Origin of the sequence: Rufibacter sediminis, assembly GCF_014269285.1 — a bacterium.
GTDB lineage: Bacteria > Bacteroidota > Bacteroidia > Cytophagales > Hymenobacteraceae > Nibribacter > Nibribacter sediminis.
The window spans coordinates 54,497-70,461 of record NZ_JACOAF010000023.1 but is presented as its reverse complement, the minus strand read 5'-3'; the positions used below and the strand labels follow the sequence as shown (position 1 = coordinate 70,461).

Below are 15,965 nucleotides of genomic sequence, written 5' to 3'. Positions count from 1 at the left end.
TTTACGCCTGAAAACCCAAAAACGCTTCTAAAACGGCTTGCCGTCTTTAGAAGCGTTTTTGGGTTTTGGGTGAAATAAGCAGCCGGGGCTTACCCTTTGACGCTTTCCACCAATGAGAATTCATTCGTGAACCGGGTGTGGTGGAGTTTCACAAACTCAGTGGGCGTGAGGTTGGTGATGTCTTTGAACTGCCGGTTGAAGTACGAGATGTTGTCATATCCGCATTCAAACGCCGTCTCCCGGATGTTCCATTTGTCCTCAATCAGCAGGCGGCAGGCATGCCCAATCCGGATTTCGTTCAGGAACTGGGAAAACGTTTTTTGGGTGTGTTGCTTAAAATACCGGCAAAACGCATTCACGCTCATGTTGGCCACATTGGCGGCATCGGTGAGTTTGATGTCTTCAGAGAAGTTGTTCATGATGTAGGAGAACACATCATTGATCTTCCGGTTGTCAGACTCATTGAGGTTGGCGTTGAACCCCACCGAGGAAAGCATCTCCACCTCATGTGAGTGGGAGAGCAGGTTCAGGATGATCAGGATCTGGATGATTTTCTCAAACCCGTTCAGCGTACGCATTTCCTGGATCAGGGCGGCCACTTTTCTCTTGGTTTCGCCCCGTATCCGCAGGCCCCGTTTGCTGTTGAGCAATAATTTTTGGAGCGCATGCGCTTCGGGAAGCGATAAAATGTTATTTTCAAAGGCCGCAAGGTCCACAAACACCGAGATGTTAGTGGCTTTGAGTTCAGAGTCCGGTTCGTAGTACTTTTTGTCGTTCCGGAACACGTGCGGGAGGTTTGACCCTAACACGACGATGTCTCCCGCCTTGAAACTGCCAATGCTGTCTCCTATGAAGCGGGTGCCGGTGCTTTCGCAGATGACCATGATCTGCAGTTCTGGGTGGAAATGCAGGTTCTCATAGAAGTGGCGCTGTTCATCATATTGGATCCGGACAGACTCACCTGACGTTTTCGGGATTTTGAAATGTAAGGGTTTCATGGGTCTAGTAGGAGAGATTATTAAAAAGAGAACATTCCTAAATTTAGCTAACATAATTGATAATCCTGTATTAGTAATGGGTAAAATGTAGGAATCTCCTTCATCCCAGATCATCTAGCTTTGTTATGCTTTTATACCGGTATAGAAACCTAAAATCAAATAAGTAACATTTTAAAAAAGCGCACCATGAATGTACAATGGAAAGGAGTTTTCCCTGCTGTCACCACCAAGTTCACGGAGAATGACCGACTTGATATTCCCGCCTTTCTGAGCAATATTGAGGCTCAGCTGAACGCCGGGGTTGAGGGGATAATTTTAGGGGGGACCTTAGGGGAAGCCAGCACCTTAACGGATGAAGAGAAAGCAACTTTGGTGAAGGAAACCGTCGCTTTCGTGGGCGGAAAGGTGCCCGTGATCATGAACGTGGCCGAGCAGTCTACTGCCAAAGCCATTCAGGCGGCTGAGGAAGCCCGTAAAAACGGGGCCAGTGGCCTTATGCTGTTGCCTCCCATGCGCTACAAAGCCGATGACCGCGAGACCGTGGCTTATTTCAAAGCCGTTGCCCAGTCTACGCCGCTGCCCATCATGATCTACAACAACCCCGTTGACTACCGCATTCTGGTGACATTGGACATGTTTGAAGAACTTGCCTCTGAGGAGAACATTCAGGCGGTAAAAGAATCAACCCGCGACGTTGGCAACATCACCAAAATGAAGAACCGCTTCGGCGATAGATTCAAAATATTATCCGGGGTGGACACCATCGCGCTGGAAAGCCTGGTGCTGGGCGCCGACGGTTGGGTAGCGGGTTTGGTTTGTGCCTTCCCCGCCGAGACGGTTGCCATTTACAACCTGGTAAAAGCGGGCCGCTTAGACGAGGCCGTGAAAATTAACCGGTGGTTCTACCCATTGCTGGAGTTAGACGTGCATCCTAAACTGGTGCAGAACATCAAGCTGGCCGAGGTCTGCACGAATTTAGGAACCGAAGCCGTTCGCCTGCCGCGTCTGCCGCTGGAAGGAGCGGAGCGGGAGCAGGTTCTTGCCATCATCCACGAGGCCCTGGAGAACCGTCCGGCCTTGCCAGACTTCAAAAAAGAGAAAGAGTTGATTTCCCTGTAATAAAGCTGGGCGTGTGTGAGAGAGCATATGCCCAGCTTTTCCTTTTTAATCTGCCTGACTGGTTGAATAGTTGAGAGGAACCTACATTTTAAAGCACGAAAATCCATGCAAAGCATGCCGCTTGACCAAGTACTTGAAACCGCAGAAAAAGCATTTCATCTGTATAAAAAGGCACCCGCCCAGACCAAAGCTTCTTTCCTGAGAGCAATTGCTACCGAAATAGAAAATCTGGGCGAGGAACTGTTGCAGGTAGCCAGCCAGGAATCCAATCTGCCCCTGGCACGCCTTACCGGAGAACGGGGCCGGACCATCAACCAACTCAAGGCCTTCGCTGATCTCCTGGAGAAGGGCGATTGGCTGGAGGCCACCATTGACCCGGCCTTACCGGATAGAAAACCGCTGCCCAGAGCAGATTTGCGCCGCATGCTGTTCCCCTTGGGGCCAGTAGTGGTATTTGGGGCCAGTAATTTTCCGTTGGCTTTTTCTACGGCCGGCGGAGACTCGGCTTCGGCGTTGGCAGCGGGCTGCCCGGTGGTGTACAAAGAGCATCCGGGGCACCCCAAAACCTCCCAGATGGTGTTCGGCGCTATCCAGCAGGCGTTGGGCGCATGCGGATTACCGGCTGGGGTTTTCCAGCACGTAAGCGGCGGAATTGAAGTGGGTCAGGAACTGGTAAAGCATCCTAAAACTAAGGCAGTGGCCTTCACGGGTTCTTACAAAGGCGGCAAAGCCATCTTTGACCAGGCCTGCCAACGCGAACAGCCCATTCCGGTCTATGCCGAGATGGGAAGCATCAACCCCATTTTTGTGCTGCCCGAGAAAGCTGAAGCGGAAACTGCTACTTTGGCGGAACAAGCAGCCGCCTCGGTGTTGCAAGGCGTGGGGCAATTCTGTACCTGTCCGGGTCTGGTGTTCTATCCGCAGTCACAAACCACCGAAGCCTTTTTAGACCTCCTTTCGCAAAAACTGAGCGAATCTGCCGGCGATAAAATGCTGCACGAAGGCATCTCCAAGAACTACTACCAAGGCCTGACCAGGCTATTGGCTGAAAGCGGAGTGGAGACCCTTGTCACAGCAGAGGAAGATGTACTGACCGGTAACGCAGCTCTGGCCAGAACTACGGCGCAGGAGTGGCTGAAAAATACCGCGTTGCAGGAAGAGGTCTTCGGGCCGTTCACGTTGGTAGTGACCTATAACGACATGGCAGAACTGGAGCAGGCGGCCGAAGTGCTGCTCGGTCAGTTGACCTGTACTATTTGGGGAACAACCTCTGAATTAGCGTCTGCTGGAAACCTGGTAGACACGGTACGCGAGAAATGCGGTCGTTTATTGTTCGCTGGTGTGCCTACCGGCGTGGAGGTAAGCCCGGCTATGACCCACGGCGGACCATTCCCGGCTACATCAGACAGCCGCAGTACTTCGGTGGGTACCAACGCCATTAAGCGCTTCGCCCGGCCTATTACCTTTCAATCGGCGCCGCAGGAACTTCTGCCCGATGAATTAAAAGATCAGAACCCCCTTTCCATCTGGCGTACCGTGGATGGACAGTTCACCAAAGACCCCCTTTAACCCTTTATGGCAAGAAAAACCTTCTTCTGTATTGATGCCCACACCTGCGGGAACCCGGTGCGCCTGGTAGCGGGCGGCGGACCTGTTTTGCAGGGCGCCAACATGAGCGAAAAGCGCCAGCACTTCCTACAGGAATTTGACTACATCCGGAAAGGCCTCATGTTTGAGCCGCGTGGCCACGATATGATGTCGGGAAGCATTTTGTACCCGCCGCATGATCCTGAAAATGATGTCGCGGTTTTATACATTGAAACTAGCGGTTGCCTGCCCATGTGCGGCCATGGCACCATCGGGACCGTCACCATCGCCATTGAAGAAGGCTTAATTACACCTAAAACACCCGGCGAATTGCGTTTGGAGGCACCCGCCGGCCTGGTGAAAATTAAATATACCCAGGAAGGCAAAAAGGTAAAATCGGTGAAGCTGACCAATGTGGCCTCTTATCTAGAAGCCGAAGGTCTGACGATAGAATGCCCTGATTTGGGCGAGCTGAAAATAGACGTAGCCTACGGCGGAAATTTCTACGGCATCATTGATCCGCAGGAGAACTTCCCCGGCCTGCAGGAATTCACCGCCGATAAACTGATTTCCTGGAGCCGCGTCATTCGGGAGCGCATGAACGAGAAATACAGCTTCGTGCATCCGGAGAACCCCACCATCAAAGGCATGAGCCATGTACTCTGGACCGGTGATACCCTGCAACCAACCTCCACCGCCCGCAACGCCGTTTTCTATGGCGACAAAGCCATTGACCGCTCGCCCTGCGGCACCGGAACCTCGGCGCGCATGGCCCAGTGGTACGCCAAAGGCAAGTTGAAACCGGGCGACGTGTTTGTGCATGAAAGCTACATTGGGTCTATCTTCAACGGCACCATTGAGGGCGAAACCACTGTCGCCGGCAAACCCGCCATTCTGCCCGGCATTGAAGGCTGGGCCATTGTTACGGGTCTCAACACCATCTTTTTTGATGACGAAGACCCTTATGTTCACGGATTCCAAGTGATTTAATATGAGTAGAGTTACCATTGTAGGGGGCGGCATCATCGGCCTTTTTACCGCGTACTATTTGTCTGATGAAGGCTTCGAGGTTACCATTGTAGACAGAGGAGATCTGTCTAACAGCTGCTCTATTGGCAATGCCGGCATGATTGTGCCCAGCCACATTGTGCCGCTGGCCTCACCGGGCATCATCGCCAAAGGCATGAAGTGGATGCTTTCTTCTACCAGCCCGTTTTACATCCACCCCAAACTGGATTTGCGCCTGGCGCAGTGGTGCCTGCTGTTCTACAAAGCGGCCACTAAAAAGCATGTGGAGTACAGCATTCCTTACCTGAAAAACCTGAGTTTGTACAGCAAAAACCTGTACGTGGACTTCGCCGGGAAGCACAACTCACCGGAAGTGGGCTTTCAGGAAAAAGGGCTCTTAATGCTCTATAAATCGGAGGAAGCAGCTCATGAGGAAGTAGAGTTCGCGCACCTGGCTCGCAAGCACGGTCTGGAAACTGAAATCCTCTCGCCGGACGAAGTGAAGCAACTGGAGCCGCATGCCGGAATGGACGTGCGCGGCGGGGTCTTTTTTCCCGGTGATGCCCATTTGAATCCTTCGCAGCTGCACGCGTATTTGGTGCGGCACTTAGAACAAAAAGGGGTGAAAATTGTGCGTCACGCCGAGGTCCTGGATTTTGCCACCTCGGGGCGTACTGTCACCTCTGTCATCACCGACAAAGGAGAGTTTGCCTCTGACCAGGTCATCATCGCGGCCGGCAATTGGGCTGGCGAGGTAGCCCGTAAACTCAAGATCACCATGCCTATGCTGGGCGGCAAAGGCTACAGCTTCTTAACCAAGAATTCACCCGCCATTCAGCGTCCGGCCATCCTCACCGAGGCCCGCGTGGCGGTGACGCCTTTCGGGGACCAGGTGCGTTTTGGCGGCACCATGGAAATCACCAATGACAACGCCAGCATCAACCTGAACCGGGTAAAAGGCATTCACAATGCCATCTCAAAATACTACGGCGGTTTTCAGGCCGATTTTCCGGAAAAGGACAAAATCTGGAGCGGGCTGCGTCCGTGCTCACCGGATGGTTTGCCCTATATTGGCGCTACCAGCCGCTGGAATAATGTGCTGTTTGGCACTGGCCACAGTATGATGGGCCTCAGCCTGGCGCCCGCCACCGGAAAGCTGCTCACCGAAGAACTTATGAACCGGAAATCATCTGTCGGCATAGACGCCTTCTCGCCGGACCGGTACAGTTAACTTCTTTGTAGGTTCCTCTCTCCCAAGGAGAGGGGAACCCCCGAAATGCGCTTACCCTGTTCACCCAAGACCCTTAAGCCCTTTCTGAAAACCATGACCCACCGTTGCCCCCGTTTCCTGAAGCTTTCTTTTTTACCCCTTGCCTTTACCCTCCTGAGTTCGGGAGCCACGTTTGCCCAGAACCCCAATGTGCTCTACGAGCAGACAAGCGAGGTAAACAACCTGCTGGTAAAACTGAAAGCCGATGAAGGGAGTCTGCGGCGCTTCTATTTCATGGAAAACTCGCCTGAGTTTACAGCCCGTTTTCAGAAACTATACCAGGAATACCAGCAACAGCTCAACACGCTCAACTACGACCAGCTGAACACCGGTAGCCGGGTAGACTACCAGCTCACCAAACGCAACTTGGCCGAGGAGTTGCGCCTGCTGGATGTGGCCGCCAAGGAGTACAGCCAAATCAGCAAATGGGTACCCTTCGCCGAGAAAATCTACGCCCTGGAGAAACCCCGCCGCCGCGGCCTCAACGTGGACGGCCAGAAAATTGCCGCCGAACTGAATCTGATCGAGAAAAGCCTGACCGCTTCCAAAACCGCTTTGGAGGCTGAACCACGTTTAGACCGGGACCTGGCCTACCGGTTGCAAGGCGTAACGCTGGACCTGAAGGATGCCCTCAAAAGTGTCTACACCTTCTACTATGACTACGAGCCCAGCTTCAGTTGGTGGACCAAAGAACCTTACAAAAAAGTAGACAGTCTGCTCACCCAGTACGCGGCGCTGGCCGAGAAGAAAGGCAAGGTTCCCGCCAAAGGCCAGAAGATAGATAAGAGCGGCATTGTGGGCAACCCCATCGGGAAGGATGAACTCATCCGGCAGCTGCAGTTTGAGATGATCCCCTACACGCCCGAGGAGCTAATTGACATTGCCAACAAGGAATTTGCCTGGTGCGACCAGGAGATGCTGAAGGCCTCGCAGGAGATGGGCTTCGGCAAAGACTGGCATGCGGCCTTGGAGAAAGTCAAGAACCTGTACGTGCCGGCCGGCAAGCAGCCCGAGGCCATGCTGGATCTCTACAGCCAGTCGGTGGCGTTCCTGAAAGAGAAAGACCTTATCACCATTCCGCCCGTGGCGGAGGAAACCTGGCGCATGCAGATGATGAGCCCTGAGCGGCAGTTGGTAAACCCTTTTTTCCTGGGCGGCGAGACGTTCATCATCTCGTACCCCACCAGCACCATGGCCCATGAAGACAAACTCATGAGCATGCGCGGCAATAACCCGCATTTCTCCCGCGCCACCGTGCACCATGAACTCATTGCCGGACACCACCTGCAGGGCTTCATGAATGATCGTTACAAAGCCTACCGAGACTTCAACACGCCTTTCTGGACCGAAGGCTGGTCGCTCTACTGGGAGATGCTGCTCTGGGACCAGAAGTTTCCGCGCTCCGCCGAAGACCGCGTAGGCATGCTTTTCTGGCGGATGCACCGCTGCGCCCGCATCATCTTCTCCTTAAATTACCACCTGGGCAAATGGACGCCACAAGAGTGCATCGATTTTCTGGTGGACCGTGTGGGCCACGAACGCGCGAATGCCGAGGGCGAGGTGCGCCGCTCTTTTGAAGGTCGGTACAGCCCGTTGTACCAGCTGGCCTACATGATTGGCGGACTGCAATTCTACGCCTTGCAAAAGGAACTCGTGCAGACCGGTAAAATGACCAACAAGCAGTTCCATGACGCTATCATCCAGGAAAACAACCTACCCGTGGAGATGGTCCGCGCCATTCTGCTTAACCAGCAACTGCCCAAAGATTTTGTTTCTAACTGGCGCTTCTACGGGAACGCCAACGGCAAATCCGCTTCCAGAAAATAGGTAGGCTCACGATTTAAAATCCGAAGTGCGGCATCCTATTTCAAAGCTTGTTTTCGGGCTACTTTCAGGAAAAGAGCCCTGAAAACAAGCTTTGTCCAAAATGGGCATCTGGAGGCTCTTTTAAAATACATGATACGGCAGATGCATCATCAGCTAAAGAGATATGACTAGATTACATTCCGCTTTACAGAGATCGCTTTTCCTTTTACTCGTTCTACTTTTGGCTTTGGGCCTGCCGGGTTTTGCGCAACAGCGCGGCGGCGTGTTTTGGCTTAAGACGGGCAATACCTATGTGGTGCCGGAGGAGGGGAACATCACCGCCTATACCTTGCCGGGCAAAACCAAACAGGTGCTGGTGGAGAAGAGCCAGTTGGTGCCTGCCGGGAAAACCGAGCCGTTGAAGGTGCGCAGTTTCGCGTTCTCTGACGATGAGCATAAAGTGCTACTCTTCACCAACACCCAGAAAGTATGGCGCTACCACACCCGCGGCCACTATTGGGTCTATAACCGCCAAACCAAGAAACTGCAGCAGCTGGGCGCTGGTCGTCCGGTCTCCTCGCTGATGTTCGCCAAGTTCTCGCCTGACGGCAAACAGGTGGCGTACGTGAGCGAGAACAACATCTTTTCGGAGGACATCGCCTCGCAACAAGTAAAACAACTCACCCAAGACGGAACCCGCAAACGCATCAACGGCACCTTTGACTGGGCCTATGAAGAAGAGTTCGCCTGCCGCGATGGTTTCCGTTGGAGCCCCGACAGCAAGAAGATCGCGTTCTGGCAGATAGATGCCTCAGACGTGAAAGACTATTTCATGTTCAACCTCACCGATGGCGTGTACTCCAAAGTATTGCCCGTAGAATATCCCTCGGCCGGAGAAGCCCCTTCGCCCTACAAAATTGGGGTGATTGACGTGGCCGCAGGCGCTACCAAATGGATGGACGTGCCCGGAGACCCTCAGCAGAATTACGTGCCGCGCATGGAGTGGGCGGCCAACGCGAACGAAATCATTTTGCAGCAACTGAACCGCAAGCAGAACGAGAGCAAGCTGTTCCTCTGCAACGCTACTTCCGGCAAAGCCACCAACATCCACTCCGAGAAAGACAAGGCCTGGATTGATGTGATTTCCACCTGGGACAGCAATTACAGCAACGGCGGCTGGGACTGGCTCAGCAACGGGAAAGAGTTTTTGTGGGCGAGCGAGAAAGACGGCTGGCGCCACCTGTACCGCGTGAGTCGCGACGGGAAAAAAGAATCCCTGATCACCAAGGGCAACTATGACGTGATGTCCATCGTGAACGTGAACGAGCCGGAGGGCTACGTGTATGTGATGGCTTCGCCGGAAAATGCCACGCAGAAATACCTGTACCGCGTGGCTCTGAACGGCAAAGGCAAGTTGGAGCGGCTTTCCCCGGTTTCGCAACCCGGTACGCACCAGTACACCGTGTCACCCAACGCCAAGTTCGCCTTCCACAGCTTCTCCAACCATTACACCAGACCCGCCTCGGAATCCATTTCCCTGCCCGACCATAAAGCCCTGGGTGGCACCAGCGCGGTAGAGCAGGCGCTGGCTCAATCTAACAAAGCCAATTCTCCGGTGGAGTTCTTAAAGGTGAAAACCTCCGAGGGCGTGGAGATGGATGCCTGGATGGTAAAGCCCACCAACTTCGACCCGAAGAAGAAATACCCGGTGGTGTTCCAGGTCTACACCGAGCCCGCCGGTCAAACGGTATTGGACAGCTACGGCACCGGCATGAACAATCTCTACAAGGGCAGCATGGCGCAGGATGGCTACGTGTACGTGTCCGTGGATAACCGGGGAACGCCTGGACCTAAGGGCAGAGACTGGCGCAAAAGCATCTACCGCAAAGTAGGAAACCTCAACATCAAAGACCAGGCGATGGCCGCGCAGGAGATCCTGAAACAGCCTTTCCTGGATACTTCCCGGGTGGCGGTGTGGGGCTGGAGCGGCGGCGGCTCGGCTACCCTTAACCTGCTTTTCCAATATCCGCAGATCTACAAAACCGGCATTTCGGTGGCGGCGGTGGGCAATCAGCTTACATATGACAACATCTACCAAGAGCGCTACATGGGCCTTCCGCAGGAGAACCTGGAAGATTTCGTGAACGGCTCGCCCATTACGCACGCCAAAAACCTGAAAGGCAACCTGCTTTACATCCACGGCACCGGCGACGACAACGTGCACTACAACAACGCCGAGCAGCTCATCAACGAACTGATCAAGCACAACAAGCAGTTTCAGATGATGCCATACCCCAACCGGTCGCACAGTATCTCGGAAGGGGAAGGAACCTCGCAGCATTTGGCCACTTTGTTTACCAATTATCTGAAGCAATACTGCCCTCCGGGCGGTCGCTAGAAAATCTCAGAAGACCGGAAAATAAGCTACGTTTGTTTTGAGGCAGTTTTAACGAAACCGGCCTTAAAACCGCCTGTATCCAACCGTGATGAACCAATCCTCCGCTATGAAAATCAATCTCCTCGGGAAAATTCTGTTACTGGTGGCCCTCTGGTGCACCGGCACCGTCACTTCCGCGAAAGACTATCTGCTCACCTCGCCAGACAAAACCATTCAGGTAAAGGTAAGTGTCACCGATGTGATCAAATGGTCGGTGATCCGGAAAGGGGAGACGGTGCTGTTGCCGAGTCCGTTGAGCATGACCCTGATCTCCGGGGAGAAGCTGGGCGTGAACCCGGTGGTGCAGAAGGATAGCCGGAAATCGGTGAAGGAGACGATTACGGCGGTGGTGCCAGTGAAAAACCGCTTGATCCCGGATGTCTACAACGAACTGAAACTGCAGTGCAAAGGCGGCTACGTGGTGCATTTCCGGGCGTATAACGACGGTGCCGCGTACCGCTTCGAGACCAACCTTCCCGCCAATGAAATAGAGGTGCAGCACGAAACAGCCAACTTCCAGCTGGGAGGCAATTACCAGGTGTACTGGCCCCAGGAATCTGACCCCGAGTTTCAATCGCATTACGAGGCTACGTTCAAAGACACCACGCTGGCCTCCATCGGCAGCCAGCAATACGGGTACCTGCCCTTGCTGTTCACCTCGGGCAAAGGAACGAAAGTGCTGATTTCAGAAGCCGATTTGTATGATTACCCGAACCTGTTCCTCTTCGGGACCGGAAGTTCTCAGTTGACCTCGGCCTTCCCCAAGGTGATACTGGAATCAAAGCTGAAAGGCAACAGCGACCGAAACGAACAGATCACCCGCAAGGCTGAGTACATCGCCCGGACCTCGGGCAAAAGAACCTTCCCGTGGCGCACGCTCATCGTCACCGATGACAAAGGCCTGCTGGAAACGGACATGGTGTATAAACTGGCGACTCCCAATACACTAAGCCAAACGGCCTGGATCAAACCCGGCAAAGTAGCCTGGGACTGGTACAACTTCAACAACGTGTACGGCGTGGATTTCAGGGCCGGTGTGAATACCGATACTTACAAATACTACATCGACTTCGCTGCCCAATACGGCTTAGAGTACATCATCCTGGACGAGGGCTGGTCGGCGGCCACTACCAACCTGATGGCCCCAAACAAAGACCTGAACCTGGCGGCGCTCATGCAGTACGCCAACAGCAAAAAAGTAGGTGTGATCTTGTGGGCCCTGTGGAATACGCTGGACAAAGACATTGACAAGATTCTGGACCAGTTTGTGAAATGGGGCGTGAAAGGCGTGAAGGTGGATTTCATGGCCCGTGGCGATCAGTACATGGTCAACTACTATGAACGCGTGGCCAAAGCCGCCGCCCAACGCCAATTGCTCGTCGATCTGCACGGTGCCTACAAACCCGTGGGCCTGAACCGGAAATACCCCAATGTACTGAGTTACGAGGGCGTGAAAGGCCTGGAAAGCAACAAATGGAGCGACATCATCACGCCCACGCACAATGTCACGCTGCCCTTCACCCGCATGGTAGCCGGGCCGATGGACTACACGCCCGGCGCGATGGTGAACACCACCAAAATCGGTTTTAAAGACGTGTTCAACCAACCTATGAGCCAGGGCACGCGCGCGCACCAGGTAGCCATGTACGTGATCTATGAAAGCCCGCTGCAGATGCTGGCCGATAGCCCCACCAATTACCTCAAAGACCCGGAGTGCACCAGGTTCATCAGCCAGATACCCACCACCTGGGACAAAACCGTGGCGCTGGCCGGGAAATCCGGGGAGTACGTGGCCATGGCCCGGAAACACGGGAAGAACTGGTACATCGGGGGCATGACCAACTGGGATGCCCGCGACCTGAATATCCCGCTCACGTTCCTGGACGGAAAAGCGTACCAAATGGAAGTGCTCCGCGATGGCATCAACGCCGACCGTCATCCGCAGGATTATATAATCGAAACCAGACCCGTGAAGGCCGGAGAGACGATCCAGGTAAAAATGAGTGGCGGCGGCGGCTGGTCGGCCATCCTGAGACCGGTAGAATAAGGCTATCCGTTTTAGGTCTGATTTTCGAAAGGTTGGCTTAAACTAGGTAGTGATGCAAGTTAAATCACACCTCTTGTCATCTTGGAAAGATCTTGTGGGCGAACTTGTGAAGCTTGGTTTAGGCGCTACTACCGCTCGCCCACAAGATCCTTTCAGGATGACAATGAGAAGAGAAGGTAAGCTGATTTTAGTCGATTGACTTGATAAAAGCGGCGGGAGTAGGTTAAATCCGAAACTACATTCTAATTAAAACAACATTCTACTAACAGATAATTTCTGCCTGTTTTTGGCCTCGTTTTAGTAAAACTGCTTCAAAGCCCAAGCTGGCACCATTTGAGTAACATTATGATTTTTTATTTTTCCCCTGCTTTGCTGCTTTCTCTTTTCCGAAGAGTAGCTTTCCTGGTTTTCTTCTTCGCCTTCTCTGCGGCGCATGCGCAGGTGCCCTTGTGGTTGGATGAACGCCGCAACGAAGAGAACCGAATGCCCATGCGCAGCTCGTACGAGGTGTATGAGTCAGAAGCGGCCTTGCAGAAAGCGGACTGGAAATCATCGGCCAATTACCTGAACCTGAACGGCGACTGGAAATTTAATTGGGTGGAGAACCCCGCCGATCTGCCCGCGCGTTTCGAGGCGACTGACTTTAACGATAGCCAATGGAAGACCTTTCCGGTGCCGGGCAACTGGGAAGTGAACGGCTACGGCTTTCCTATCTACTCCAGCGCCGGCTTTGAGTTTACCTACCTCATGCAACCCAATCCGCCGGTGGTGCCTATGCAGGAGAACCCCACCGCTGTGTACCGCCGCGAGATCACGGTGCCCCAGAACTGGAAAGGCAAGCAGGTGGTGCTGCACATCGGGGCGGCCAAATCCAATCTGGCGGTGTGGGTGAACGGCACCTACGTGGGCTACGGCGAAGACAGCAAACTTCCCTCTGATTTCGATGTCACATCTTACCTAAAACCCGGCAAGAACCTGATTGTCCTGAAACTCATGCGCTGGTGTGACGGCACCTACCTGGAAGACCAGGACATGTGGCGCGTCAGCGGCATCACCCGCGACTGTTACCTGTTGGCCCGTAACCCGGTGCACCTGTATGATGTGGAACTCGTGCCCAGTTTAGACGATGCTTACAAAAACGCTTCCCTCCGGGTGAAACTCAACCTGAACCAGAAACCCGTGCAACCCATCTCCGCCGATTTCCAATTGTTGGATGGCAAGAAGCTCATCAAGCAACAGCAAATCATCTTTACCTCAGACTCCGCCGTTTTCAATCTAGCGGTGAATGCTCCCAAACTATGGTCGGCTGAAACCCCGAACCTGTATCATGCCATCATCCGGCTGAAAGACGGGCAGGGGAATGTCACCGAGATCATCCCGCAGCGGGTAGGTTTTAGAGAGGTAGAAATCAAAGGCGGAAAGCTGCTGGTGAACGGGAAACCGGTGCTGGTGAAAGGCGTGAACCGCCACGAGACTGATCCTAAAACGGGGCAGACCATCTCCAAAGAAGCCATGCTGCGCGACATCAAACTCATGAAGCAGTTCAACATCAACGCGGTGCGCACCAGCCATTATCCCAACGATGAGTACTGGTACGAGCTCTGCGATGAATACGGTCTGTACGTGGTAGACGAAGCCAACATCGAGAGCCATGGCATGGGCTATGACATCACCAAAACCGTGGCCAATAAACCTTCTTGGGTAGATGCGCACCTGATGCGGGTGCAACGCATGATGGAACGCGACAAGAACCATCCGTCTATTATTGTCTGGAGTATGGGAAACGAGGCTGGAAACGGCTATAATTTCTACGAGTCGTACCTCTGGATGAAAGCCCGCGATACCTCTCGTCCGGTGCAGTACGAGCGTGCCGTGGCCGATTACAAGACCTTTACCTGGGAGTGGAACTCAGACGCCATTGTGCCCATGTACCCCACACCCGAAGGCATGGCCGCCTACGCCAAAGCCAACCCCGCGCCGGAGCGGCCCTTCATCATGTGTGAATACGCGCACGCGATGGGCAACTCTTTAGGCAATTTCACGGATTATTGGAAGCTCATCCGGGAAAACAAGCACGCGTTCCAGGGCGGCTTCATCTGGGATTTCGTGGATCAGGCGTTTCAGGAAGTGAATGCCGCCGGCGACACCATTTACACCTACGGCGGCGATTATGGCCCCAAAAACCGAAACATCCCCTCAGACAAGAACTTCCTCTGCAACGGCATCTTTTACGCCAACCGAGAACCCTATCCGCACGCCTGGGAAATGAAGAAAGTGTACCAGGACATCCATTCCACGTTGGTGAACCCCACCACCATTTCGGTGTACAACGAGAAGCTGTTCACCGGTCTGGAGAACGTAAAACTGGAGTGGGAACTGGTGGTGGATGGTGTCAAAAAGAAATCTGGGGTGATCTCCAATCTGAAGGTTGGTCCGCAGAAAACAGCCCAAGTAAAAGTGCCGGTGAAACTACCCGCCTCCGGCGAAGCCTTCCTGAACCTGACCTACAAACTCAAGAACGCCGAACCCCTGGTAGCGGCCGGTCATATTGTGGCCACGGAGCAGTTAGTATTGCGCAAGAAAGCTCCGCAGCAGCTGGCTTTGAAAGGAAAGGCAGCCCTGCACGTGCAAGAATCGGCGAACGCGCTGACCATTGCGCTGGCTTCCGGGGCCATCAGCTTTGACAAGCAGACGGGTTGGCTAAACCAGTACGTGGTAGAGGGCGTGCGGTATCTGGAAGAGGGTGCCGGGCTGAAAAGCAATTTCTGGCGTGCGCCCAACGACAACGATTACGGCGCGGGTTTGCAAACCAAACTGAAAGCCTGGAAAACTGCCCCCCAACAAGCCAAACTGCAAAAGTTGACGTCCTCGGTTCAAAACAATGTGGCGACGGTGGAGGCGGTGTACATGCTGCCGGATGTATCCGGAAAATTATCCATGCAGTACCGCGTGAACAGCGCCGGCGAGCTACTGGTGCGGCAACACCTGCAAGCCGACACCACCAAGAAAGTAGCCATGTTGCCCCGCTTCGGGATGCAGTGGATTCTGCCCGCCGGCTTCAACGCCGTGGAGTTCTACGGCCGAGGTCCGCACGAGAACTACCAGGACCGCAATTACAGTGCGCACCTGGGGGTGTACAAACAAACTGTCGCGGAGCAGTATTTTCCGTACGTGCGTCCGCAGGAGACCGGGAACAAGACCGACGTGCGCTGGTACAAAGTGACTAATAGCGCCGGTAACGGGTTGCTGGTGACGTCAGAGACCCCGCTCAGCATCAGTGCCCTGCATTACTTTGACCAGGACTTAGACGACGGAGACGAGAAACAGCAGCGGCACGCCCGCGAACTGAAACCCCGGCCCCAGACGCAACTCAGCATAGACGCCGCGCAAATGGGCGTAGGAGGGGTGGACAGCTGGCGCTCCTGGCCGCTGGAAAAGTACCGGATGCCCTATGCCTCCTATGACGTGCAGTTCCTGATCAAGCCCGTTAAGGGCGCAGCAGGCGCTCAGGCCCAGCTGAAAAGTAAGTAGTTTTGAGAACCGTTTTAGGGCCGTTTTCTATAAACTTGCCTTAAAACAGGTTCATCGGAAGGAGGTGCCTTGCCATCATCCAGAAGGAAATCAGTTGAATTCGGGTGCCCCGATGTTACAGACCAGAAGTGCTTGCCGGTAATGGGCGGGCATTTGATAGAC

General features: G+C 53.9%; 9 protein-coding genes. 8 read left to right on the top strand and 1 reads right to left on the bottom strand.

Going from position 1 to position 15,965, the window contains the following annotated elements; all coding sequences use genetic code 11:
- Nucleotides 1–89 precede the first annotated feature (89 nt).
- Nucleotides 90–998, bottom strand: a complete 909-nt coding sequence (locus tag H7U12_RS10595; protein ID WP_186637184.1) for an AraC family transcriptional regulator — start codon at nucleotides 996–998, stop codon at nucleotides 90–92.
- A 186-nt stretch (nucleotides 999–1,184) separates the two neighbouring features.
- Here H7U12_RS10595 and H7U12_RS10590 point away from each other — a divergent pair, with 186 nt between their 5' ends.
- The 8 genes from H7U12_RS10590 to H7U12_RS10555 all read left to right on the top strand — a co-directional run bounded on the left by H7U12_RS10590 (nucleotide 1,185) and on the right by H7U12_RS10555 (nucleotide 15,803).
- The gene (locus H7U12_RS10590; RefSeq protein ID WP_186637182.1) at nucleotides 1,185–2,117 is read left to right on the top strand and encodes a dihydrodipicolinate synthase family protein; all 933 of its coding nucleotides are present in this window, start codon (nucleotides 1,185–1,187) and stop codon (nucleotides 2,115–2,117) included.
- 114 nt (nucleotides 2,118–2,231) lie between these two features.
- On the top strand, nucleotides 2,232–3,686 hold the full coding sequence (locus tag H7U12_RS10585) for an aldehyde dehydrogenase (NADP(+)) (RefSeq protein ID WP_186637179.1): 1,455 nt from the start codon (nucleotides 2,232–2,234) through the stop codon (nucleotides 3,684–3,686).
- A gap of 6 nt (nucleotides 3,687–3,692) precedes the next feature.
- A complete protein-coding gene (locus tag H7U12_RS10580) occupies nucleotides 3,693–4,694 on the top strand; it encodes a 4-hydroxyproline epimerase (RefSeq protein ID WP_186637177.1) in 1,002 nt (333 codons plus the stop codon).
- 1 nt (nucleotide 4,695) lies between these two features.
- Nucleotides 4,696–5,943 (top strand): NAD(P)/FAD-dependent oxidoreductase, encoded by a 1,248-nt coding sequence (locus H7U12_RS10575; protein WP_186637175.1) that lies wholly within the window; start codon nucleotides 4,696–4,698, stop codon nucleotides 5,941–5,943.
- Between the two features lie 93 nt (nucleotides 5,944–6,036).
- Complete coding sequence (locus tag H7U12_RS10570) at nucleotides 6,037–7,809, top strand: DUF885 family protein (RefSeq protein WP_186637174.1); 1,773 nt, start codon at nucleotides 6,037–6,039, stop codon at nucleotides 7,807–7,809.
- 163 nt (nucleotides 7,810–7,972) lie between these two features.
- On the top strand, nucleotides 7,973–10,186 hold the full coding sequence (locus H7U12_RS10565) for a S9 family peptidase (RefSeq protein WP_186637172.1): 2,214 nt from the start codon (nucleotides 7,973–7,975) through the stop codon (nucleotides 10,184–10,186).
- Between the two features lie 106 nt (nucleotides 10,187–10,292).
- Nucleotides 10,293–12,272, top strand: coding sequence for a glycoside hydrolase family 97 protein (locus tag H7U12_RS10560; protein ID WP_186637170.1), 1,980 nt, complete (start codon nucleotides 10,293–10,295; stop codon nucleotides 12,270–12,272).
- A gap of 345 nt (nucleotides 12,273–12,617) precedes the next feature.
- Nucleotides 12,618–15,803, top strand: a complete 3,186-nt coding sequence (locus H7U12_RS10555; RefSeq protein ID WP_186637166.1) for a glycoside hydrolase family 2 TIM barrel-domain containing protein — start codon at nucleotides 12,618–12,620, stop codon at nucleotides 15,801–15,803.
- Nucleotides 15,804–15,965 lie beyond the last annotated feature (162 nt).

Coding starts and splice junctions, on each gene's coding strand:
- H7U12_RS10595 (WP_186637184.1), bottom strand. CDS start 998: ATGAAACCCTTACATTTCAAAATCCCGAAAACGTCAGGTGAGTCTGTC.
- H7U12_RS10590 (WP_186637182.1), top strand. CDS start 1,185: ATGAATGTACAATGGAAAGGAGTTTTCCCTGCTGTCACCACCAAGTTC.
- H7U12_RS10585 (WP_186637179.1), top strand. CDS start 2,232: ATGCCGCTTGACCAAGTACTTGAAACCGCAGAAAAAGCATTTCATCTG.
- H7U12_RS10580 (WP_186637177.1), top strand. CDS start 3,693: ATGGCAAGAAAAACCTTCTTCTGTATTGATGCCCACACCTGCGGGAAC.
- H7U12_RS10575 (WP_186637175.1), top strand. CDS start 4,696: ATGAGTAGAGTTACCATTGTAGGGGGCGGCATCATCGGCCTTTTTACC.
- H7U12_RS10570 (WP_186637174.1), top strand. CDS start 6,037: ATGACCCACCGTTGCCCCCGTTTCCTGAAGCTTTCTTTTTTACCCCTT.
- H7U12_RS10565 (WP_186637172.1), top strand. CDS start 7,973: ATGACTAGATTACATTCCGCTTTACAGAGATCGCTTTTCCTTTTACTC.
- H7U12_RS10560 (WP_186637170.1), top strand. CDS start 10,293: ATGAAAATCAATCTCCTCGGGAAAATTCTGTTACTGGTGGCCCTCTGG.
- H7U12_RS10555 (WP_186637166.1), top strand. CDS start 12,618: ATGATTTTTTATTTTTCCCCTGCTTTGCTGCTTTCTCTTTTCCGAAGA.